A 19,964-nucleotide genomic window follows, 5' to 3' on the forward strand; every position below is an offset into this window, starting at 1 on the left:
AACAGGTGGGAAACGCTCACTATGTCAATCCCCTCGAACCGTGGAGACGATCTATGCGGCCAGTCCCTCGGCGAGGGTGGCCCGGTAGTCACGTTCGTAGTCGATCGGGCTTCTGAACCCGCACACGCTGTGTAGCCGCCTGGCGTTGTAGAAGTTGGTGATCCAGGTGGCGATCCTGATCCGGGCCTCGGTGCGGGTGTGGAAGGTGTGCCGGTGGACGTACTCGTCCTTGACGATGCTGTTGAACGCCTCGCTCACGGCGTTGTCGAAACAAGATCCAACCCGGCCCATGGACTGCACGATGCCGAGTCGGCGGCAGGCTCGCTTGAAGCGCCGCGAGGTGTACTCGCTGCCCCTGTCCGTATGCATGATCACGCCGCGGACGTCACCGCCGCGGGTGGCCGCGGCCATGTTGAGTGAGGCCATCACGAGTTCCGCGTCGTGCCGGTCGGCCATCGCGTAACCGAGCAGACGACGGGAGAACAGATCAATGACGGTGGCCAGGTAGAGCTTGCCCTCGCCCGTGTCGATCTCCGTCATATCGCCCGCCCAGACGAGGTCGGGCTCCTCGGCGGTGAAGTCCCGGCCCACGAAGTCCGGGGCTGCGGGCCGCTTGCCCGGCTTCGTCAGCGACCGGCGACGCCGGATCTCGCGTCCGGCCAGACCCAGCTCGGCCATCAGCTTCGCGACCGTGTTCACCGAGACCCGCCAGCCGCGCCGGACCAGCTCGATGAACACCTTCGGCGAGCCGTAGGTGCCCCCGGACCGGTGGAAGACCTCCTCGATCTCCTCCGCCAGGCGCTGCCGGCGCACCTCCCGCGCGGTCGGTTCACGATCGCGCCACTTGTAGAACTAGGACTCGGACACGCCCAGTGCCCGGCAGCCGATGCGGTGCGGAATCTTCTGCTCGGCCTTGCAGCTGCTGATCACCCTGACCGCCACGGCCGGGTCCGCGTCAGCTACTTCACCCACAAGGCCACGAATCGCTTGCACACATCACGCTCCATCTCCAGCTCGCGGATGCGCTTGTCCTTCTCCCGGGCCTCGGCCCGCAGCCGCTCCAGCTCGGCCCGCTCACCCTCCCGCAACCGGCCACCCGAGCCTGCCCCCGCCGACGCCTGGACGGGCGTGTCCGACGACGGCGAGCCGTTGCGCTTGGCCCGCGACACCCAGCTGTGCAGCGTCCCCGTCGGCGTCCGTCCGCCCTGACCAGGGCGTTCGTCGCCTGGTAGAGGGTGCTGCCGTCCAGGCATCGTGACGCGCTTCGACCCCGATTCGACCCGGCCGATCTGTCCGCACCGAGGAAACGGTGCCTGACCTGCGAAAACAGGGAGCGGCAGACGAGTCGGGCTGTACGCCGGGTTCTGTTCCCGGTGCTCCTCGCGGAGCGCCGGGCGACGGCCATCCATCTAGGGCCGACGTTGCCGCCGGCCTCGTGCGGTCTACCCGCGGACTCGGGCGGGCAGCCCTCGAACGTCCGCGCAGAAACACCGGAGTGTTTCCTTTTGACCTTGCTCCGGGTGGGGTTTACCTAGCTGCCCAGGTCACCCTGGGCACTGGTGGTCTCTTACACCACCGTTTCACCCTTACCGAGGACCGAGATCCCCGGCGGTCTGTTTTCTGTGGCACTGTCCCGCGGATCACTCCGGGTGGCCGTTAGCCACCACCCTGCCCTGTGGAGCCCGGACGTTCCTCGGGAAGCCCCCTAGGGGGACTCCACGCGGCCGTCCGCCCGGCTCGTCTGCCGTGTGGACCATGGTACCGGGCGGGTGCGGCGGCGCGGACCGGCGCCCGTGGCCGCCGTCGCCAGGACCGAGCCGGCCAGGATGAGGGCGAACGCGGCCAGGACGGTGGTGGTCAGCGGCTCGTTCAGGAAGACGGCTCCCGCCGCCACGGCCACGGCGGGGTTGACGTACGTGATCACCGTCGCGCGCGTCGGGCCGGCCTCCTTGATCAGTTCGAGGAAGGCGACGAAGGCCAGCGCCGTGCACAGCAGCCCCAGGCCGGCCAGGGCCGCCAGCACGGACGCCGAGGGCACGGAGGACGGGAGGGTGAGGGCTGCCGCGGGGGCGTACACCAGGGCCGCCAGGGCCAGGCAGGGCGCCGTCAGGTGCAGGGACGGGACGTCCTTGAGGCGGCGTGCGGCTATCAGTGGGGCCGTGGCGTAGCCGAGGACCGTCAGCAGGACCTCGGCGAGGGAGCGGGCGTCGCCGCCGGTGAGGTGCGGGAGGGTCAGGACCGTCACGCCGGCCATTCCCAGGGCGAGGCCGGTCAGGCGGCGGGCGCCGAGGTGTTCGGCGTCGCCGAGGAGGCGGGTGGCGAGCACGCCCACGATCGGTACGCCCGCGATCAGCAGGCCCGACGTCGAGCTGGACAGGTGCCGTTCGGCGTCGGTCAGCGTCAGCCAGGGGATCATGATCTCCAGGCACGCGAAGGCGAGCATGGGGCGCCAGTGGGTGCGGACGGTGGTGAGCAGGCCGCCCTGGCGGAGGGCGAACGGCAGCAGCAGGGCCGCACCGAGCGCGCAGCGCGCGAACACCAGCACCGGCGGGGACACCTCGGCCACCGCCACCTTGATCAGCAGATACGGGATGCCCCAGACCACTCCCATCAGGGAGAACAGAAACCAGCCGCGTGCAGTCATACGGCGAGTTTCGGCCGCGCCCTCAGGGGGAGTCTTGAACGCTGTTGCGGTACGCCGCCGGGGTCACCCCGAGCACCCTGCGGAACCAGCGCGTCAGGTGCGCCTGGTCGGCGAAGCCCACCAGCCCTGCCACCTCCGCCGGGCGCAGACCGGCCGCCAGCAGCGTCCGCGCCCTGTTCACCCGGTACTGGGCGAGCCAGGCGTACGGCGGTATCCCCATCGTCGTACGGAAGGCCCGCAGGAGCTGGTAGCGGGACAGGCCCAGGTCGGCGGCGAGGAGGGCGAGGGACGGCGGGTCGGTGAGTTCGTCGGCGAGGCGGTCGCGGACCGTCAGGGCGATGGCGCCCGCGCCGGGGATGCGGTCGCGGACCGGCCGGGCCGTGGAGTGCCGGCAGGCCAGGGCCGTCAGCAGCCAGGGGATGCGGGACTCGGCCTCGAGGGGGTCGGGGCAGGCGCTGAGTTCGGTGTGGGCGAGGCGCAGGGCGGCGGCCAGCTCGGGGTCGTCGAGGAGCGGCTCGCGAAAGTGCGGGAGGCCGCCGAGGGTGCCGTCGGTCAGGAGGGACGGCTCGGCGTACAGGGCGCGGTAGGCGTAGCCGTCGGTGGCGTTGCCGGGGCCGCCGGTGTGCATCTCGCCGGGGTCGAGCACGACGATCGTGCCGGGGCCGGTGCGGATGTGACCGCCCCGGTAGTCGATCACCTCGGTGCCGCCGACGCAGACGCCGATCGTGTACTCGTCGTGGGCGTGCGGGGCGTAGGTGTGCCGGCGGAAGTTCGCCGTCAGAAGGTCCAGCGGGGGCCCGCCCCGGCCCAGCCGGGCGCGCGTCCACAGCGCCTGTTCCGCCATCGCAAGCCCCCCTCGCACCAACCCTCGGCAACCTGTAACGCCTTCCGGCCCCGTTCCATGCCGCGCCCCGACCGGCGTCACTCCACGCGGGGGGCTCCCAGCAAGCATGCCCTGCGTGACCTGCAACGGCGTAAGCGGTCCGGGCCCGTGTACTCCGTGCCGCGAACGCCGACTGCAGCCGGGCCCGGTGCCTCCGCCGCGGCCCCTCACCCCACAGCCTGGCCAGCCGACCCACGACGGCGTCAGCAGTCCAGGCCCGTACGCTCCAGCGCCGCGAACGCCGACTGCAGCCGGGCCCGGTGCCTCCGCCGCGGCCCCTCACCCCACAGCCTGGCCAGCCGACCCACGACGGCGTCAGCAGTCCAGGCCCGTACGCTCCAGCGCCGCGAACGCCGACTTCAGCCGTGCCCGGTGATCTCGTGCGACCTCGTCCACCGGGTCGCCGGCGAGGAGCCGGAGTGCGGAGGCGACGTAGACCGTGCGGTACGCGGCGATCGTCAGGGCCGCCAGCAGGGGCGGGTCGGCGGCGCCGGCCTCGGCGAGGGCGGCGGCCAGGACCGCCTCCACCTCCTCGACGCCCTCGCGGGCGCGGGCGCGCAGGGCCGGCGAGTCGGCGACGATCCGCCAGAAGGGGGCGTAGGTCTCCCCCACGCCGCTCAGCGGGTGCCGCTCGTCCAGGAGCCGCAGGGCGAGGCGGCGCAGGGCGGTCAGCGGGGGCTCGCCGGCGGCGCGGTCGCGCACGGCCGCCGCGAAGAGTTCTGCGGCCTGCGGGATGCGGTCGAGGAACAGGTCCTCCTTGCGCGGAAAGTAGTTGAAGACCGTCATCGCGGAGACGCCCGCGGCCCGGGCGACCTCGGCGACCGTCACCGCGTCGAAGCCGCGCTCCCGGAACAGTCCGGTGGCGATGTCGGAGATCCGCTGCCGCGTGGCTCGCTTCTTTCGCTCCCTCAGCGGAAGCTCCTCGTCCGGTTCTTTGCTCATGGGAAAACTATAGCCACCAAAAACTTTTAGTGACTACAGTTAGGCCCATGATGACGACGACCGAGTACGACGTGGTGGTGGCCGGCGGCGGCCCCGTGGGCCTGTTCCTCGCCTGCGAGCTGCGCCTGGGCGGGGCCCGGGTGCTGGTGGTGGAGCGGCTGACCGAGGTGGACGAGACGGTCAAGGCGGGCGCGATCAACATCCCGAGCGCGGTGGCCTTCTACCGGCGCGGACTGCTGCCGGAGCTGTCGGCGGTGTGGGAGGCGGCGCGCGCACGCATGCGCGCCTTCAAGGGAGACACCAAGCTGCCACCGAAGTTCGCCGGGCACTTCGCCGGGATCATGATGGACCCGGACCTGTTCGACGGCTCCGACCCCGTCTGGGCGGACGTCGGCCCGGCCGCCGACGCCGGACTCGGCGTGCCGCAGGCCGAGTTGGAGCGCATTCTGGCCCGGCGCGCCGAGCGGCTCGGGGCCGAGGTGCGCCGGGGCGTGGAGCTGACCGGATTCGACGCGACCGGCGACGGCGTGGCCGTGCGCACCACCGCGGGCACGATCCGCGCGGGCTGGCTCGTGGGCTGCGACGGCGGCCGCAGCACGGTCCGCAAGCTGGCCGGCTTCGACTTCCCCGGCACCGACCCGGAGATCACCGGCTACCAGGCGATCGCGGAGATGACCGGCGCCGAGCGGCTGAAGGAGGGCTGGAACACGACCGAGACCGGCACCTACGTCCACGGGCCCTTCCCCGGGCGGATCATCAGCGTGGAGTTCGACGGACCGCCGGCCGACCGCTCGGCACCCGTCACGGCCGAGGAGCTGCAGGAAAGCCTGCGCCGGGTATCGGGCGTGCCGGAGGTCACCATCACCAAGCTGCTCTCGGCGACCCGGTACACGGACAACGCCCGTCAGGCCACGGAGTACCGCAGGGGCCGGGTGCTGCTCGCGGGCGACGCGGCGCACGTGCACTCACCGTTCGGCGGCCAGGGCCTCAACCTCGGCATCGGGGACGCCATGAACCTCGGCTGGAAGCTGGCCGCCGTCGTCCGGGGCCGGGCGTGCGAATCGCTGCTGGACACCTACACCGCCGAACGGCACCCGATCGGCGCCTGGGTGCTCGACTGGACCCGCGCCCAGGTCGCGGTGATGCGCCCCGACCGGCACGCCCGCGCCCTGCGCAAGGTGGTCACCGACCTGGCGCTCACCACCGAGGGCACCACCTACCTGGTCACCAGGATCTCCGGCGTCTGGCAGCGGTACGACCTGCCCGGCGACCACCCGCTGACCGGCGCCAGCGCCCCCGACCTGGAGCTCGCCGACGGCACCCGGCTCGGCGATTGTCTGCGGACCGGCCGTGCCCTGCTGCTCGACCTCGCCGACGACCTCGAACTGCGGGCCCACGCCGAGGGGTACGCCGACCGGCTGGACGTCGTCACGGCCGCCTGTCCGGGCAGGCCGAACCTCGCGGGGCTCTTCGTGCGACCGGACGGCTTCGTCGCCTGGGCCGCCGACACCGAGGGCGAAAAGGGGCTCCCGGAGGCCCTGGAGCGCTGGCTCGGTGCGCCGGGAGCGGGAACCGGCCAGTCCTGACGCAACATCAACTCACGGGTGCCCGGGGCCTTTTCCTACACTGACCGGTGAGAACGCGGGCGAGCGCATTCGGTGAACGCACGGGGAGGGCGCATGAGGACACTGCATCGGCTGGCCCGCCATGAGCTGCGTCTCTACGCGAGCCTGGCGCTGTGGATGGCCCGGCGCACCCAGGGGACCGCCGGCGGGCGGGCGTTCGGGTATGCGCGCGGACAGGGCGCGACGACGGCGGGGCTCGCCTTCGTGTGTGTGGTCGAGACGGTCGGTGTGGCCGCGATGCTGCGTGACTGGCCCACCGCGCACGAGGTCGCGCTGATGCTGGACGTCTACACCGTTCTGCTCGTCGTCGGCGTGCACGCGGCCTGCGTGGTCCGCCCGCACGTGCTCACCCCCCGGGTCCTTCGGGTGCGCTACGGGGTCCATGTGGACCTGCCGATCCCCCTGTCCGCGATCCGCTCCGTGCGCCGCGAGACGCGCAGCGTGCACAAGCCGGCGCCGGACGCGCTCGACCTGGCCGTTGGCTCGCAGACCTCGGTCACGCTGGAACTCGCCGAGCCGGTCACCCACAGGACGTTCCTCGGCCGCCGCCGGCACGTGCGTGTGGTGCGGCTGCACGCCGACGACCCGGCCACCCTCGTACAGGCCCTCACGCGGCCGTGAAGGGGATCTCCGCCGTGCCGGGGCGGGCCCGGCGAGCCGCGCGCGCTCGCCGAGCAGCGGCGGGGTCCCGCTCTCGCCCCGCCAGATGATCGTGGACGTCCACCACGCAGCCGTCTGAAGCCTCGCAGCCCCGGTCCTCGAGCAGGGCCCCGCCTCGACGGACCGGACCGAGCGCACGGCCGCATCGACGGACCGGACCGAGCGCACGGTCGCATCGACGGACCGGGCCGTTGCGCACGGTCGCATCGACGGACCGGGCCGTTGCGCAGGGCCGCATCGACGGTGCCGGCGCGCTCGTGCGAGGCCGTGCCCGCGACGCGCGGAGCCGTGGAGTTGCGGAGCCCGAGAGCGGTGCGCGGCGCTGTGCGCGCGGCTTGGAGCGGGGCCCCGGGGGGCGCCGGTCGCGCGGCTCTTGCGACGGGGTGGGTGGCGGGCGTCCGGGCGAGGGGGCGCGGGCGGCACGCCGTACCCTGGCGCTGAGGCCAAGAGAAGGAGTACGCGTTGCTGGTCCTGCTGCCACCCTCGGAAGGAAAAGCGGACTCGGGCAGGGGCGCCCCGCTGCGGCTGGACTCGCTGTCCCTGCCGGCGCTGACCGCCGCCCGAGAGGCCGTGCTCGGGGAGCTGGTCGAGTTGTGCGGCGCCGACGAGGAAAAGGCGCGCGAGGTGCTCGGGCTCAGCGAGGGGCTGCGCGGCGAGGTCGCGAAGAACGCCGGGCTGCGCACGGCCGGCGCCCGCCCCGCCGGGGAGATCTACACCGGGGTCCTGTACGACGCCCTGGACCTGGCCTCCCTCGACACCGCCGCCAAGCGCCGGGCGGCGCGCTCGCTGCTGGTCTTCTCCGGGCTGTGGGGCGCCGTGCGGGTGACGGACCGGATCCCCTCGTACCGCTGCTCGATGGGTCTTAAGCTGCCGGGGCTCGGCGCGCTGGCCGGGCACTGGCGGGCGCCGATGGCCGAGGCGCTGCCCGAGGCGGCCGGGAACGCACTGGTGCTGGACCTGCGCTCGGCCGCGTACGCGGCGGCCTGGAAGCCGACGGGCGAGATCGCGGGCCGCTCGGCGACCGTGCGGGTGCTGCACGCGCCGACCCGGAAGGTCGTCAGCCACTTCAACAAGGCGACCAAGGGCCGGATCGTCCGCAGTCTGCTGTCGGCCGGGGTCGCGCCGCAGGGCCCGGCGGAGCTGGTGGAGGCGCTGCGGGACCTCGGGTACACGGTGGAGGCGGAGGCGCCGGGCAGGGCCGGGAGGCCCTGGGCGCTGGATGTGCTGGTGGACGAGGTCCACTGAGGCCACCGCAGGGTCGTTGCAGTATCTGCAACGGTCGTTGCGTGACATGCAGCCGGTGGGCACGATGAGGGCATGACCTCGCCTGTGCCCTCGCCTCCGGCTGCCTCCGTGCTGGATCTCGCGCCCGTCGTGCCCGTGGTGGTCCTCTCCGACGCCGCCGACGCGGTGCCGCTGGCGCGGGCGCTGGTCGCGGGCGGGCTGCCGGCGATCGAGGTGACGCTCAGGACGCCGGCCGCGCTGGACGCCGTCCGGGCCATCGCCGGCGAGGTGCCCGGGGCCGTGGTCGGGGCGGGCACGGTGATCACGCCGGAGCAGGTGGGCGCGTGCGTGGCGGCCGGGGCGCGGTTCCTGGTGAGCCCCGGCTGGACGGAGGCACTGCTGGCGGCCATGCGCGGGTCCGGGGTGCCGTTCCTGCCCGGGGTGTCGACCGCCTCGGAGGTCGTGGCGCTGCTGGAGCGCGGGGTGCGGGAGATGAAGTTCTTCCCGGCGCAGGCGGCGGGCGGCACGGACTATCTGAAGTCGTTGGCCGGTCCGCTGCCGCAGGCCCGCTTCTGCCCGACCGGCGGGATCGGTCCGGCGACCGCGCCGGGGTATCTGGCCCTGCCCAACGTGGGCTGTGTGGGCGGCAGTTGGATGGTCCCGGCGGACGCGGTGGGCGCCCGGGACTGGGCGCGGGTCGAGGCGCTGGCGCGGGCCGCGGCCCGGCTCGGGGCGGCGGCCTCAGGGGCGCAGGTGTGAGGTGTCGTTGAAGAGCCGGACACTCGCGTTGCCGTCCGCGTAGTACGCCACCGCGGACAGCGAGGCCGCCGACAGCTCCATGCGGAACAGCGACTCGGGCGGGGCGCCGAGGGCGAGGCGGACGAACGTCTTGATCGGGGTGACGTGGGTGACGAGCAGGACCGTGCGGCCCGCGTGGGCCGCGACCAGCTTGTCCCGCGTGGCCGCGATGCGGGTGGCCGTCTCGGTGAAGCTCTCGCCGCCGCCGGTGGGGTGGGCGGCCGGGTCGGCGAGCCAGGCGTTCAGGTCATCCGGGTAGCGCTCGCGGACCTCGCCGAAGGTGAGGCCCTCCCAGGCGCCGAAGTCCGTCTCGCGCAGGCCCTCGTCGATCGCCACGTCCAGTCCGAGTCGGGCGGCGACGATGGCGGCGGTCTCGCGCGTACGGGTGAGGGGGGAGGCGATGACGGTCTGGACGGTGCCGCGGCGGGCGAGGGCGTCGGCGACGCGGTGGGCCTGTTCGCGGCCGGCGTCGGAGAGGGAGGGGTCGGTGCCGCCGCTGCCGGAGAAGCGTTTCTGGGGGGTGAGGGGGGTTTCGCCATGCCGCAGGAGCACGAGCGTGGCGGGGGCGCCGAGGTCGGGGCCGGCGCTCCAGCCGGGGGTGGTGATGGAGCGCCGCTCGTCGGGGGCAGCGGACGAACGTCCCTCGCCGGACGTGCCGGACGAGCGCCGCTCGCCGGGCGTGGTGGACGGGCGCCCCTCGTCATGCGTGCCGGTCGGGCGCCGCTCGTCATGCGTGCCGGTCGGGCGCCGCTCGCCGGACGTGCCGGAATGGCGCTGCTCGCCGTGGGGCACCGCCGCGGCGGTGCCGCTGTCCGCGGCCAGTGCGGCCGTCGACTGCGACGGCGACCACTGCTCGCCCTTCGCCCCCGCGTCCATCGCCTCGTTGGCCAGGCGGTCGGCGTGCTTGTTCTGCTCGCGGGGGATCCACTCGAAGGTGACCTGGTCGGCGGGGAAGACCGCCTTCGCCTGCGTGGCCAGGGGCTTCATGTCGGGGTGCTTGATCTTCCAGCGGCCCGACATCTGCTCGACGACGAGCTTGGAGTCCATGCGGACGTGGATCCTGGCCTCCGGGTCGAGGGCCCGGGCCGCGCGCAGGCCGGCCAGCAGGCCCCGGTACTCGGCGACGTTGTTCGTGGCGATGCCGATGTACTCGGCCGCCTCGGTCAGCGCCTCCCCCGTCGCCGCGTCGCGCACCACGGCGCCGTAGCCCGCGGGCCCCGGGTTGCCCCGCGACCCGCCGTCCGCCTCGACGATGAACTCCCGCACCCCGAAAGCCCCTTACCGACTCCGGCCGGCTTCCGCCGACTCCTACAGCCCCGACTCCGCCGTGCGCACCAGGATGCGGCGGCAGTTCTCGCAGCGGACCACCGCGTCCGGCGCCGCCGCGCGGACCTCGTTCAGCTCGGTGATGGCCAGCTCCTGGCGGCAGCCCTGGCAGGTGCGGGCGTGCAGCTTGGCCGCGCCGATGCCGCCCTGCTGCTCGCGCAGCTTGTCGTAGAGCTTGAGCAGGTCGACGGGGACGGAGGCCGCGACGACCTCGCGCTCCTTGGTGACCGAGGCGACCTCGGCGTCGATCTCCTCGTACGCGGCGTCCCGGCGGCCGTTCGCGTCGTCGATCTTCGACTGCACGGACGCGACCCGCTCGGTCAGCTCGTGCACGCGCTCCTGCGCGGCCTCGCGGCGCTCCATGACCTCCAGGACCACGTCCTCCAGGTCGCCCTGCCGCTTGGCGAGCGAGGCGATCTCGTGCTGGAGGCTGGACAGGTCCTTCGGCGAGGTGACGGCGCCGGAGTCCAGGCGCTGCTGGTCGCGGGCGGCGCGCTGGCGCACCTGGTCGACGTCCTGCTCGGCCTTGGTCTGCTCGCGGGCGCAGTCGCTCTCCTCGGTCTGCGCGGCGACGAGCAGGTCGCGCAGCTGCGTGAGGTCCTTGGTCAGCGACTCGATCTCGGCGTGCTCGGGGAGGGACTTCCGCCGGTGCGCGAGCTGCTGCAGGCGGACGTCGAGGTCCTGGACGTCGAGGAGTCGGATCTGGTCGGCGGGCGCGGCGTTCAGTTGGGGGCTCCCATTAGCTAGTGGTGACGGAGGACGCCGCGTGGGCGGTCCAGGGGTCGGTGACCGTCTTGGACACGTGGACCCGCAGGTCCCAGCCGTGGCGGTCGGAGATCTCGTCGAGCTGGCTCGCGGCCAGTTCGCACCAGGGCCACTCCGTGGCCCAGTGCGCCGCGTCGAGCAACGCGATCGGGCTGTGCGAGACGGCCTCGGAGGCCGGGTGGTGGCGCAGGTCGGCGGTGAGGAAGGCGTCGACGCCGGCCGCGCGGACCTGTTCGAAGAGGCTGTCGCCGGAGCCGCCGCTGACGGCGACGGTGCGGACGCGTCTGCCGGGGTCGCCGGCCACCCGGATGCCCTGCGCGGTGGCGGGCAGCCGCTCGGCGGCGCGGGCGGCCAGCTCGCGCGCGGTGAGGGGGTGGTCGAGCTCGCAGACGCGGCCCAGGCCCCGGCGGCCCTGCGGGTCGGTGGGGTCCGGCACGAGGGGGCGTACGACACGGAGGTCGAGGGCGCCCGCGAGGGCGTCGGAGACGCCGGGGTCGGCGGTGTCGGCGTTGGTGTGGGCGACGTGCAGGGCGATGTCGTTCTTGATCAGCGTGTGCACGACCCGGCCCTTGAAGTGGCTCGCCGCCACCGTCGTCGTGCCGCGCAGATAGAGCGGGTGGTGGGTGACCAGCAGGTCGGCGCCGAGCTTCACGGCCTCGTCGACGATCTCCTGGACGGGGTCGACGGCGAACAGGACCCGGGTGACCTCCTGGTCGGGGTCGCCCACCACCGTGCCGACCGCGTCCCAGGACTCGGCCCGCTCGGCGGGCCACAGGTTCTCCAGCGCGGCGATGACTTCTGACAGACGGGGCACGGGAAAAGGCTACCTGGCTGTTCGGTGGGGCTGTACCGCATGCGCCTGCTCCGGGCGCGGTCAGCACGAACGCCCCGGTTTCCTCAGGTGAATCGCTTCTGCGCCACCCGTATGTGTGAAGCGCCCATCGGCCCGTCCCACGCCCGTGCGTGCGAAATCTAGTTTCTTCACCGGAGGTGATCGAGCGATGACGGCCTGTGCGATCGAACCCCCTTCGACCGGCGAGGACGGCGGTGCGCCGGGGACGGCCTGCACGCTCACCGCGGACGGCGCGTACGCCGCCCGGCTCGCGCTGGACGGTGACTGCTGGTACCCGGAGCGCTGGACGCTGGACGGCCCCGAGCCGTATGCGGTGCCGCTGCCCGGCAACCAGCCGGAGGAGCCCGGCACGGAGGTGCAGCCCATGGGCGACGGGCGGGTGCTGATCCACCGGCCGGCGCAGCGGCGGCACCTGTTCGCCCTGCTCTACCCGACCGGCCCCGGCACCGGCGAACTGCCGCTCGGCACGGTGGAGTGCCCCGAGCCCGGCACCCGGCTCACCCTGCTGCCCCCGGCTCCGGGGGGCGTGCGGGCGTACGCCGTCGCCGTCGGCCCGCGCTCCAGCGTGGTGTGGCAGGTGGCGGGCGGGGCCTTCGGGCCGGAGCCGCTCACCGAGGTGCCGGGGCGCTGCTCGGGCGGGGTCTGGCTGGACCGCGCCGGGCGGCTGCTGGCGCTGGACCGGGAGCTGGCCGGGCGCACCAAGACGGTCGTGGTGGACCTGGAGCGGGGCGGGATCTCACCGCTGCTGCAGATCGCGGAGGCCAGCGACGACCGGCTGCTCCTCGCCGACCTGGACAGCGGACTGCTGCTGATCTCCTCCGACGCGCCCTCGCCGGGGCAGGAACGATTGGGCTGGGGCGTGCTCGGCAGCACCCTGCCGGTGCGCTTCCCGGACTGCCTGCGGGTGCCGGAGTGCGCGGTGACGCCGTTCGCGATCCAGCCGGGCCAGGTGCTGATGCCGGAGAACTGCGCGGTGGCGCTGCGCATCGACGGCGCGCTCGGCACCTGGGTGGGCACCTGGAGGCCGGCCGAGCGCCAGGTCACGCACATCGCGGCGCCCGAGGGATGGCTGCCCGGCTCCGGGCTGTGGACGCACGACGGCACGCTCCGCCTGCCGTACGCCACGCCGGAGACCCCCTGCGGCGTGGCCCAGCTGAGGCCCCCCAGGCCGGACGCGGTGACCGCGGCGTGGACGGGCCCCGGGAGGACGGGGGGACCGGGGAGGGCGGCGCCGGTCCGGGGCGCACAGGCGGGGCAATCGAGGACGGTGACACCGGCCGGGCGATCGGGGACGGCGACACCGGCGGGGGGCGCGCAGGCAGGAGCGCCGGGGAACGCGGTACCGGCGGGGGCCGCACAGGCGAGGGCAACAGGACCGGCAGCACCAGCCGACCTCGCACAAGCCGACGGCTCAGGGAACACCGCGCCGACGAGGACCGCTCAGCCGCAGCGACCGGGAAACCCGGCGCCGACCGGGACCGCCGAAGCCAGGGGATCGACCACCGCGGCGCCCGCAGGCTTCACGCAGGCGGCGGCATGGGGGACTGCCACACCGGCGCCCTTCGCGCAGACACCGGCGTCGGGGACCGTAACGCCGGTCGGGGTCGCGCGCGTTGGGGGACCGAGGGCTGCGGCTCCGGAAGGGACCGCGGAGGTGGGGGGAGCGGGGGACGTGGGCCTGGAGGGTCCGGTCCCGGACGGCACGGCGGCCGGGGCGCCCGAGGCGTCCTGGCAGCCGGCGGAACCGGACCTTCCGGAGCCTGCGGTGGCGCGTCCTGTGCCGCTGCAGCAGGCACCTCTGGGACGTCTTGTAACGAACTAGTGCCGGTTGGCGTGTGCGCCTGGATTCGGCCCGCGGTGTGCCGGTTAGACTCGCCCGGCTGTACGAAAGATCATGTTGACGGGGTGAATACGTCCGATGAGCGACACCAGCACGACGGAGCAGCTGTCCGCCGACTCCCTGGAGGACACCGGCCACGGCCGGCACCGGGGCCCGGTCGCGGCTCAGGAGAATGACACGACTCCGCACGGCCGGCACCGCAAGCCGGCCGGGCAGAGCGCGGAGGCGGCTGCCTGACGGTTGTTGTGGAAGAGGGGGCGTCCGACAGGGGCGCCCCCTCTTTCTTCGTTCTGTCGTTCCGTCGTTCAGCCCCGTCTCAGCCCCAGCACCTCCGCCGCCGCGAACGTCTCCCCCGGCGGCCGGTCCGCGTAGTGCGGGCTGAGCAGCGCGTCGAGTTCGTCGTACGTGAAGGTCTCCTGCTTGCTGTCGAACGTGGCCCGCACCCGCGGCCGTTCGACGATCGCCACCATGCCGCCGTGGACGACGAGCAGCTGCCCGTTGACGCGGGCGGCGGCCGGCCCGGCCAGGTAGCCGACGAGCGGGGCGACATGCTCGGGGGCGAGCGGGTCGAGGCCCTCGGCGGGCGCCCGGAGGCCCGCGAAGACGTCCTCGGTCATGCGGGTCCGGGCGCGCGGGCAGATCGCGTTGGCCGTGACCCCGTACTTGGCGAGCGCGAGGGCCGTGGAGGTGGTCAGGCCGACGATTCCGCCCTTGGCCGCCGCGTAGTTGGGCTGTCCGGCGGAGCCGGCGAGGAACGCCTCGGAGGAGGTGTTCACGATCCGGCCGTACACCTTCTCTCCCCCGGACGCCTTGGACCGCTCCCGCCAGTGCGCGGCGGCGAAGCGGGTGGTGTTGAAGTGGCCCTTGAGGTGGACGCGGATCACCGAGTCCCACTCGTCCTCGGTCATGGAGAAGACCATGCGGTCGCGCAGGATGCCCGCGTTGTTGACGAGGATGTCCAGCCGGCCGAACTCGCCGATCGCCGACTCGACCAGGTCGCGGGCCTGTTGGAAGTCGGCGACGTCTGCGGTGTGGGCGATCGCCCGGCCGCCCGCGCCGCGTATCTCGGCGGCGACCTGTTCGGCCGGGCCCGCCGAGGCGGCACCCGTGCCGTCCCGGCCGGGCCGCCCGTGGTCGTTGACCACGACGGCCGCGCCGAGCCGGGCGAGTTCCAGGGCCTCCGCCCGGCCGAGCCCGCGTCCGGCGCCGGTGACGATCGCGGACCGTCCCTCGAGTGGCCGTGACATGCGCCGCCGCCCTCAGATCTCGATGCACGTACGCAGGGCGGTCCCGGTGCGCATCTGGTCCAGCGCCTCGTTGATCTCCGCCAGTTGGACCCGGTGGGTGATCAGGCCGGCCAGGTCGACGCGGCCGGCCCGCCACAGGGCGATGGTGCGCTCGTAGGAGCGCACCACGTCCCCGCCGCCGTACAGGGACGGCAGGATCCGCTTCTCGTCGAAGAACAGCTCGAACATGGTGAGCTGCAGGACGTCGTCCATGGCGCCCGCGCCGACCACGACGAGGGTGCCGCCGCGGCGGGTGTTCTCGTAGGCGGTGCGGGCGGTGGCGGACCTGCCGACGACCTCGAAGACGTAGTCGAAGCCCTCGCCGCCGGTGACGTGCTGCTTGGCGTCGGCCAGTTCCTCGGGTGGGACGGCCCTGGTGGCGCCGAAGCGGAGGGCGGCCTCGCGCCGGGAGGCGACCGGGTCGACGGCGACGATCTCGGCGGCGCCCTTCAGCCGTGCGCCCTGCACGGCCGAGATGCCGACGCCCCCGCACCCGATGACGGCCACGGACGAACCGGCCGCGACGTCGGCGGTGTTGAGCGCGGCGCCCAGTCCGGTCGTCACCCCGCAGCCGATCAGCGCGGCGATGTCGTACGGCACGTCGTTCGGGGCGGGTACGGCGCAGCCGGCGTCGACCACGACCTCCTCGGCGAAGGTGCCGGTGCCCGCGAAGCCGAAGACGTCGCCGCCGGAGCGCCGGAAGTTGGGGGTGCCCGCGTTCATGAATCCGGCCAGGCACAGCCGGCTCTGCCCGCGCCGGCACGCGGGACAGGCGCCGCAGGCGGGCAGCCAGCAGATGACGACCCGGTCGCCGGGCTTGACGTGCCGTACGCCGTCCCCGACCTCGAGGACGTCGCCGGCGCCCTCGTGCCCGGGCACGAACGGGGCCGGCTGGGGCAGGACGCCGTTCATCGCCGACAGGTCCGAGTGGCACAGTCCGGTGGCGCGCACCCGGACCCTGACCTTGCCGGGGCCGAAGCCCACCGCCTCGACGTCGTCGTGGACCTCCAGCTTCTCCTGGCCGGTCTCGTGCAGTACGGCTGCGCGCATGGTGCGGCTCCCCTCGGATACTGGTTTCAGGAGTGCTCGACGACGGTGTCCGCGAGGACCGGCGCGTCGTCCCGGTCGGCGGCGCCCACCGCGACCCGCACCCGGCCCTGCTCCTGCCACATGCGGATGCGCAGGGTCTCCCCCGGGTACACGACCCCGGCGAACCGGGTGGTGTACGACCGCACGCGGCCGACGTCGCCGCCGAGCAGCGTGTCGACGACCGCCTTGAGCGTCATGCCGTAGGTGCACAGCCCGTGCAGGATCGGCCGGTCGAAGCCGGCGCGCTTGGCGAACTCGGGGTCGGCGTGCAGCGGGTTGTAGTCGCCGGAGAGGCGGTACAAAAGGGCCTGGTCCTCGCGGATCTGGCGCTCGACGGTCCGGTCGGGCTCGCCGGTGGGCGCCTCGCGGCGGGCGGAGGGGCCGCGGCCACCGCCCCATCCGCCCTCGCCGCGCACGAAGATCTGGGCGTCGTTGGTCCACAGCGGGCCGTCGGCGTCGGTCACGTCGGTGCGCAGCACGAGGACGGCGGCCTTGCCCTTGTCGTACACGGCGGCGATGCGGGAGGTGGCGGTGGCGGTGCCCGCGACGGGGATGGGCCGGTGCAGGCGCAGGCTCTGGCCGCCGTGCAGCACCCTGGCCAGGTCGACGTCGACGCCCGGCATGGAAAGACCGCTGATCACCCCGGGTTTGCCGGCGCCCGCGACGGTGGCGAAGCTCGGCAGGACGTGCAGCCGGGACTCCAGGGTGTAGCGGAGTTCGTCCGGGTCCGTGGCGGGGCTGCCGGCGCCGATGCCGAGGTGGTAGAGCTGGACGTCCTTGGCGGTCCAGCCGATCTCGCCGGAACGGGGTTCGGCGGCGAGGGCCTTGGCTGCGTCGATGGGCATGGTGCTCCTGGGAGGTCTCAAGACCTCGGCACGGCCGTCCGCACCGTCGGCCGCACCGAGGTCGTCCACGGGCGGATGTAGAACGCGTTCCAGTCCAGCGGCCCCCTGTATAGCCCAGCACTCCGCACTTGTGAAGGCTCCTGACGCTGTGTCAGCTCAGCCGGGACGGTGACATTTGTACTGCCCCACTCCGTACATGCGCCTCTGCCGGGGACCGGGGCCGGGTCCGTAGCGTCGTAGGCATGACACAACGGGGAAGCGCCGTCTCCTTCACGGGGGCGGTCAAGGCATACGGTGCGGTCCGCGCCGTGGACGGCATCGACCTGGACATCGAGTGCGGCGAGACGGTGGCCCTGCTGGGCCGCAACGGCGCCGGCAAGTCGACCACGATCGGGCTGCTGCTCGGGCTGTACGAGCCGGACGCCGGCGCGGTGGAGCTGTTCGGGTCGGCTCCCGAGCGGTCCGTGCGCGCCGGGCGGGTGGGCGCCATGCTGCAGGAGGCGCGGCCGGTGCCCCGGGTCACCGTCGGCGAACTCGTCGGCTTCGTCGCCTCCCGCTACCCGGCGCCGATGCCGGTCTCCCGCGCCCTGGAGCTGGCCGGCATCGCGGAGTTGGCCGGGCGGCGGGTGGACCGGCTGTCCGGCGGACAGGTGCAGCGGGTGCGGTTCGCGGTCGCGCTGGCGGGCGATCCGGCGCTGCTGGTGCTGGACGAGCCGACGGCGGCGCTGGACGTGGAGGCGCGGCACGCCTTCTGGGACGCGATGCGGGCGTACGCCCGGCGCGGGCACACCGTGCTGTTCTCCACCCACTATCTGGAGGAGGCGGACGCGCACGCGGACCGGATCGTGGTCATCGACCGCGGGCGGATCGCCGCCGACGGCACGGGCGAGGAGCTGCGGCGGGCGGCGGGCGGCAACCTGGTCACCGTCGATCTCGCCGGGCGGACGCCCGAGGCACTGGCCCTGCTGCCCGGCGTCCGCTCGGTGGAGACGCGCGGCGGCCGGGCCCGGCTGCGCACCGACGACTCCGACGCGACCGTGATCGCCCTGGCCGAGCTGGGCGCGATCCGGGGCCTGGAGGTGGCCCCGGCCTCGCTGGACGACGCGTTCCTGGCCCTCACCTCGCCCGCCCCCGCCCCGGAGGTGCTGTGATGCTCGCCTACGTACGGCTGGAGATCCGCCGCACGCTGCGCGACACCGGCTTCGTGATCGGCGGTGTCGTGATGCCGGTGCTGATGTATCTGCTGTTCACGAACCTCGGGGACGACGAGCGGGGCTGGCGGACGGCGGCGATGGTCGGCATGGCGGCCTACGGCGCGGTCGGCTCGGCGCTGAACACGGGCGGCGCGGTCGCCGAGGACCGGGCGGTGGGCTGGCTGCGGCAGCTGCGCGTGACGCCGATGACGCCGCGCGGGGTGGTGACCGGGCGGACGCTGACCGGCGTGGTGACCGTGCTGCCGGCGATCGTCGCGGTGCTGGCGGCGGGCGGGCTGGTCGACGGGGTGCGGCTGGCCGCCTGGCAGTGGGCGGCGATCGCACTGCTGCTGTGGCTGGGCTCGGTCCCGTTCACGCTGCTCGGGCTCGGCAACGGCTACCGGCTGACCGGGCCGAGCACCGGGGTGGTCAACATGATGTGCAACCTCGGGCTAGCGGTGCTCGGCGGGCTGTGGTTCCCGGTCAGCCTCTTCCCCGGCTGGCTGCGGCGCCTGTCGGCGTACACCCCCACCCACCGGTTCGCCCAGCTGGGAACCGCCGTATCGGAGGGGCGCGCGCCGGGTGCCGGTGCCATCATCGTGCTGGCGGCCTGGCTCGTACTGTTCGGTGCGTACGCCGTGCTGTCGTACCGCCGTCGCGCGGGGACCGTCTGACCGGGGGAACGGGAATGAAGTGGGTGCGAGGAGTGCGCTGCCGGATAGGGGCGCTGCAGGCCGAGCGGCTCCAGTGGAAGGCCGAGCACGAGCGGTTCAAGGCCGCGCAGCGGGCCGCGGGGAAGCGGGGCGCAACGCCCCACGTCGACCATCCGGGCCCGCCGCCCACCGGTTTCGCCCTGCTGCCCTGGCTGCTGATGGGGATGGGGTCCTTCTCCAACCTCCTGCAGGGCAGGACCCCGAACCCGTTGATCGGCGGCCTGGGCCTGATGGCCTTCAACTCCCTCTACATCTACGTCACCTTCCGCTCCTTCGACCGCGAGAAGCGGCAGGCCGCCTCCACCAGGGTGGCGCTGCTGCTCATGGGCCTGGTGACCACGGGGCTGGCGCTCGGCTACGGCGGAAACTGGCTGATGTTCTTCCCGCTGCTCGGCCTCGCCGTGGGCGCCGCCCTGCGCGGGCCGTGGCTGGGCCGCACCGGCCTGCTGCTGACGGTGTACGCGGCCTGCGTCTCCGCGGTCCGCGGCGGCTGGGGCGACGCGGCGAACATCGGCTACGCCACCTTCCTCTCCAGCATGGTGACCGCCGCGATCCTGGGCCTTTCCGAGGCGGTGCGGGAACTGCGCGCGGCCCGCGAGGAACTGGCCCGGCGGGCGGTGGAGAAGGAGCGGATGCGCTTCTCCAGGGATCTGCACGATCTGCTCGGGCACACCCTGTCGGTGATCGTGGTGAAGTCGGAGGCGGCCCGGCGCCTCGCACCGCGCGACATGGACGCGGCGCTCGGCCAGATCGCGGACATCGAGTCGGTGGGCCGGCAGGCGCTGACCGAGATCCGCGAGGCGGTGACCGGCTACCGGGAGGGCAGCCTCGCCACCGAGCTGACCCGGGCCCGCTCGGCGCTGTCCGCGGCGAGCGTGGAGCCGGTGGTGCGCCAGTCCGGCACGCCGCTCGCTCCGCAGACCGAGGCGCTGCTCGGCTGGGTGGTGCGCGAGGCGGTGACCAACGTGGTCCGGCACAGCGACGCGAGCCGCTGCGAGATCACCGTGGACGGCGCCGCCGAGCGGGTCCGGCTGACGGTCACCGACAACGGCACCGGCAGGGCGGCCGGCCGGCCCCGCGAGGGCATCGGCGGCACGGGTCTGAAGGGGCTGACCGAGCGCCTCGCGGCGGCGGGCGGCTCGCTGACGGCCGGCCCGTCGCCGCGCGGCGGCTTCACGGTGATCGCCGAACTCCCGGTGGACGCGTCGGAGTTGGCCGAGGCGGGGCTCACGGCGCCCAGCGCGGGCTGACCGTCCCGCGGTCTGGTTCCCTCCCGTT

18 protein-coding genes, 1 other RNA gene and 3 pseudogenes are annotated in these 19,964 nt (G+C 73.7%); 10 read left to right on the top strand and 12 right to left on the bottom strand.

Features of this window, described 5'->3' with window-relative positions:
* Positions 1–51: 51 nt before the first annotated feature.
* The 6 genes and pseudogenes from ACLU3S_RS18775 to ACLU3S_RS18800 all read right to left on the bottom strand — a co-directional run.
* Positions 52–840 (bottom strand): annotated as a pseudogene (locus ACLU3S_RS18775) (IS3 family transposase); the annotation flags it as partial.
* 119 nt (positions 841–959) lie between these two features.
* Positions 960–1,169: a hypothetical protein gene (locus ACLU3S_RS18780; RefSeq protein ID WP_413953046.1), complete on the bottom strand. Its 210-nt coding sequence runs from the start codon at positions 1,167–1,169 to the stop codon at positions 960–962.
* A gap of 168 nt (positions 1,170–1,337) precedes the next feature.
* An RNA gene (gene rnpB / locus ACLU3S_RS18785) (RNase P RNA component class A) lies at positions 1,338–1,740 on the bottom strand.
* 124 nt (positions 1,741–1,864) lie between these two features.
* A pseudogene (locus ACLU3S_RS18790) lies at positions 1,865–2,644 on the bottom strand (DMT family transporter); the annotation flags it as partial.
* A gap of 22 nt (positions 2,645–2,666) precedes the next feature.
* Positions 2,667–3,488, bottom strand: a complete 822-nt coding sequence (locus ACLU3S_RS18795) for an AraC family transcriptional regulator (protein WP_413953047.1) — start codon at positions 3,486–3,488, stop codon at positions 2,667–2,669.
* A 354-nt stretch (positions 3,489–3,842) separates the two neighbouring features.
* On the bottom strand, positions 3,843–4,469 hold the full coding sequence (locus ACLU3S_RS18800; RefSeq protein ID WP_413953048.1) for a TetR/AcrR family transcriptional regulator: 627 nt from the start codon (positions 4,467–4,469) through the stop codon (positions 3,843–3,845).
* 47 nt (positions 4,470–4,516) lie between these two features.
* On the opposite strand from ACLU3S_RS18800, the gene ACLU3S_RS18805 reads away from it, so the two are divergent.
* The 4 genes from ACLU3S_RS18805 to eda all read left to right on the top strand — a co-directional run bounded on the left by ACLU3S_RS18805 (position 4,517) and on the right by eda (position 8,737).
* Complete coding sequence (locus ACLU3S_RS18805) at positions 4,517–6,055, top strand: FAD-dependent monooxygenase (protein WP_413953049.1); 1,539 nt, start codon at positions 4,517–4,519, stop codon at positions 6,053–6,055.
* A gap of 93 nt (positions 6,056–6,148) precedes the next feature.
* Complete coding sequence (locus tag ACLU3S_RS18810; RefSeq protein ID WP_413953050.1) at positions 6,149–6,715, top strand: hypothetical protein; 567 nt, start codon at positions 6,149–6,151, stop codon at positions 6,713–6,715.
* Positions 6,716–7,216: 501 nt separating this feature from the next.
* Complete coding sequence (yaaA, locus tag ACLU3S_RS18815) at positions 7,217–7,999, top strand: peroxide stress protein YaaA (RefSeq protein ID WP_413953051.1); 783 nt, start codon at positions 7,217–7,219, stop codon at positions 7,997–7,999.
* A gap of 72 nt (positions 8,000–8,071) precedes the next feature.
* Positions 8,072–8,737: a bifunctional 4-hydroxy-2-oxoglutarate aldolase/2-dehydro-3-deoxy-phosphogluconate aldolase gene (gene eda, locus ACLU3S_RS18820; RefSeq protein ID WP_413953052.1), complete on the top strand. Its 666-nt coding sequence runs from the start codon at positions 8,072–8,074 to the stop codon at positions 8,735–8,737.
* Here the strand turns inward: eda and ACLU3S_RS18825 are convergent.
* Both ACLU3S_RS18825 and ACLU3S_RS18830 read right to left on the bottom strand, forming a co-directional pair.
* Positions 8,720–10,042: a bifunctional RNase H/acid phosphatase gene (locus tag ACLU3S_RS18825; RefSeq protein ID WP_413953053.1), complete on the bottom strand. Its 1,323-nt coding sequence runs from the start codon at positions 10,040–10,042 to the stop codon at positions 8,720–8,722. The two genes, eda and ACLU3S_RS18825, sit on opposite strands and share 18 nt — an antisense overlap.
* Positions 10,043–10,084: 42 nt before the next feature.
* Positions 10,085–10,768, bottom strand: coding sequence for a zinc ribbon domain-containing protein (locus tag ACLU3S_RS18830; protein WP_413953063.1), 684 nt, complete (start codon positions 10,766–10,768; stop codon positions 10,085–10,087).
* Here ACLU3S_RS18830 and ACLU3S_RS18835 point away from each other — a divergent pair.
* Entirely contained in the window at positions 10,727–10,849 is a 123-nt protein-coding gene (locus tag ACLU3S_RS18835) for a hypothetical protein (protein WP_413953064.1), read from the top strand. The genes ACLU3S_RS18830 and ACLU3S_RS18835 overlap by 42 nt on opposite strands.
* Here the strand turns inward: ACLU3S_RS18835 and ACLU3S_RS18840 are convergent.
* Entirely contained in the window at positions 10,842–11,681 is an 840-nt protein-coding gene (locus tag ACLU3S_RS18840; RefSeq protein ID WP_413953054.1) for a Nif3-like dinuclear metal center hexameric protein, read from the bottom strand. The genes ACLU3S_RS18835 and ACLU3S_RS18840 overlap by 8 nt on opposite strands.
* A gap of 187 nt (positions 11,682–11,868) precedes the next feature.
* Between ACLU3S_RS18840 and ACLU3S_RS18845 the strand changes: the two are divergent.
* Together ACLU3S_RS18845 and ACLU3S_RS18850 are read left to right on the top strand one after the other, a co-directional pair.
* A pseudogene (locus tag ACLU3S_RS18845) lies at positions 11,869–12,919 on the top strand (hypothetical protein); the annotation flags it as partial.
* A 719-nt stretch (positions 12,920–13,638) separates the two neighbouring features.
* Positions 13,639–13,797, top strand: coding sequence for a hypothetical protein (locus ACLU3S_RS18850; RefSeq protein WP_413953055.1), 159 nt, complete (start codon positions 13,639–13,641; stop codon positions 13,795–13,797).
* A 68-nt stretch (positions 13,798–13,865) separates the two neighbouring features.
* On the opposite strand, the gene ACLU3S_RS18855 is transcribed toward ACLU3S_RS18850, so the two are convergent.
* The 3 genes from ACLU3S_RS18855 to ACLU3S_RS18865 are packed head-to-tail and all read right to left on the bottom strand — an operon-like array spanning position 13,866 to position 16,780.
* Positions 13,866–14,807 carry a 3-oxoacyl-ACP reductase gene (locus ACLU3S_RS18855; RefSeq protein ID WP_413953056.1) on the bottom strand — a complete coding sequence of 314 codons (942 nt, stop codon included), beginning with the start codon at positions 14,805–14,807 and terminating at the stop codon, positions 13,866–13,868.
* A gap of 12 nt (positions 14,808–14,819) precedes the next feature.
* Entirely contained in the window at positions 14,820–15,896 is a 1,077-nt protein-coding gene (locus ACLU3S_RS18860; protein WP_413953057.1) for a Zn-dependent alcohol dehydrogenase, read from the bottom strand.
* Positions 15,897–15,922: 26 nt separating this feature from the next.
* On the bottom strand, positions 15,923–16,780 hold the full coding sequence (locus ACLU3S_RS18865; RefSeq protein ID WP_413953058.1) for a MaoC/PaaZ C-terminal domain-containing protein: 858 nt from the start codon (positions 16,778–16,780) through the stop codon (positions 15,923–15,925).
* A gap of 242 nt (positions 16,781–17,022) precedes the next feature.
* On the opposite strand from ACLU3S_RS18865, the gene ACLU3S_RS18870 reads away from it, so the two are divergent.
* From ACLU3S_RS18870 to ACLU3S_RS18880, 3 genes are read left to right on the top strand one after another with little or no spacing between them, the layout of a single operon-like run.
* Entirely contained in the window at positions 17,023–17,931 is a 909-nt protein-coding gene (locus ACLU3S_RS18870; RefSeq protein WP_413953059.1) for an ATP-binding cassette domain-containing protein, read from the top strand.
* Complete coding sequence (locus tag ACLU3S_RS18875; RefSeq protein WP_413953060.1) at positions 17,931–18,647, top strand: ABC transporter permease; 717 nt, start codon at positions 17,931–17,933, stop codon at positions 18,645–18,647. Before ACLU3S_RS18870 ends, ACLU3S_RS18875 begins: the two co-directional genes overlap by 1 nt.
* 14 nt (positions 18,648–18,661) lie before the next feature.
* Positions 18,662–19,936 (top strand): sensor histidine kinase, encoded by a 1,275-nt coding sequence (locus ACLU3S_RS18880; protein ID WP_413953061.1) that lies wholly within the window; start codon positions 18,662–18,664, stop codon positions 19,934–19,936.
* Positions 19,937–19,964 lie beyond the last annotated feature (28 nt).

Origin of the sequence: Streptomyces sp. AF1A (assembly GCF_047340315.1) — a bacterium.
GTDB lineage: Bacteria > Actinomycetota > Actinomycetes > Streptomycetales > Streptomycetaceae > Streptomyces.

What these genes read in the sequence shown, in the direction of transcription:
- ACLU3S_RS18795 (WP_413953047.1), bottom strand. Translation starts at nt 3,488, where the DNA reads ATGGCGGAACAGGCGCTGTGGACGCGCGCCCGGCTGGGCCGGGGCGGG.
- ACLU3S_RS18800 (WP_413953048.1), bottom strand. Translation starts at nt 4,469, where the DNA reads ATGAGCAAAGAACCGGACGAGGAGCTTCCGCTGAGGGAGCGAAAGAAG.
- ACLU3S_RS18805 (WP_413953049.1), top strand. Translation starts at nt 4,517, where the DNA reads ATGATGACGACGACCGAGTACGACGTGGTGGTGGCCGGCGGCGGCCCC.
- ACLU3S_RS18810 (WP_413953050.1), top strand. Translation starts at nt 6,149, where the DNA reads ATGAGGACACTGCATCGGCTGGCCCGCCATGAGCTGCGTCTCTACGCG.
- eda (WP_413953052.1), top strand. Translation starts at nt 8,072, where the DNA reads ATGACCTCGCCTGTGCCCTCGCCTCCGGCTGCCTCCGTGCTGGATCTC.
- ACLU3S_RS18850 (WP_413953055.1), top strand. Translation starts at nt 13,639, where the DNA reads ATGAGCGACACCAGCACGACGGAGCAGCTGTCCGCCGACTCCCTGGAG.
- ACLU3S_RS18855 (WP_413953056.1), bottom strand. Translation starts at nt 14,807, where the DNA reads ATGTCACGGCCACTCGAGGGACGGTCCGCGATCGTCACCGGCGCCGGA.
- ACLU3S_RS18860 (WP_413953057.1), bottom strand. Translation starts at nt 15,896, where the DNA reads ATGCGCGCAGCCGTACTGCACGAGACCGGCCAGGAGAAGCTGGAGGTC.
- ACLU3S_RS18865 (WP_413953058.1), bottom strand. Translation starts at nt 16,780, where the DNA reads ATGCCCATCGACGCAGCCAAGGCCCTCGCCGCCGAACCCCGTTCCGGC.
- ACLU3S_RS18870 (WP_413953059.1), top strand. Translation starts at nt 17,023, where the DNA reads ATGACACAACGGGGAAGCGCCGTCTCCTTCACGGGGGCGGTCAAGGCA.
- ACLU3S_RS18875 (WP_413953060.1), top strand. Translation starts at nt 17,931, where the DNA reads ATGCTCGCCTACGTACGGCTGGAGATCCGCCGCACGCTGCGCGACACC.
- ACLU3S_RS18880 (WP_413953061.1), top strand. Translation starts at nt 18,662, where the DNA reads ATGAAGTGGGTGCGAGGAGTGCGCTGCCGGATAGGGGCGCTGCAGGCC.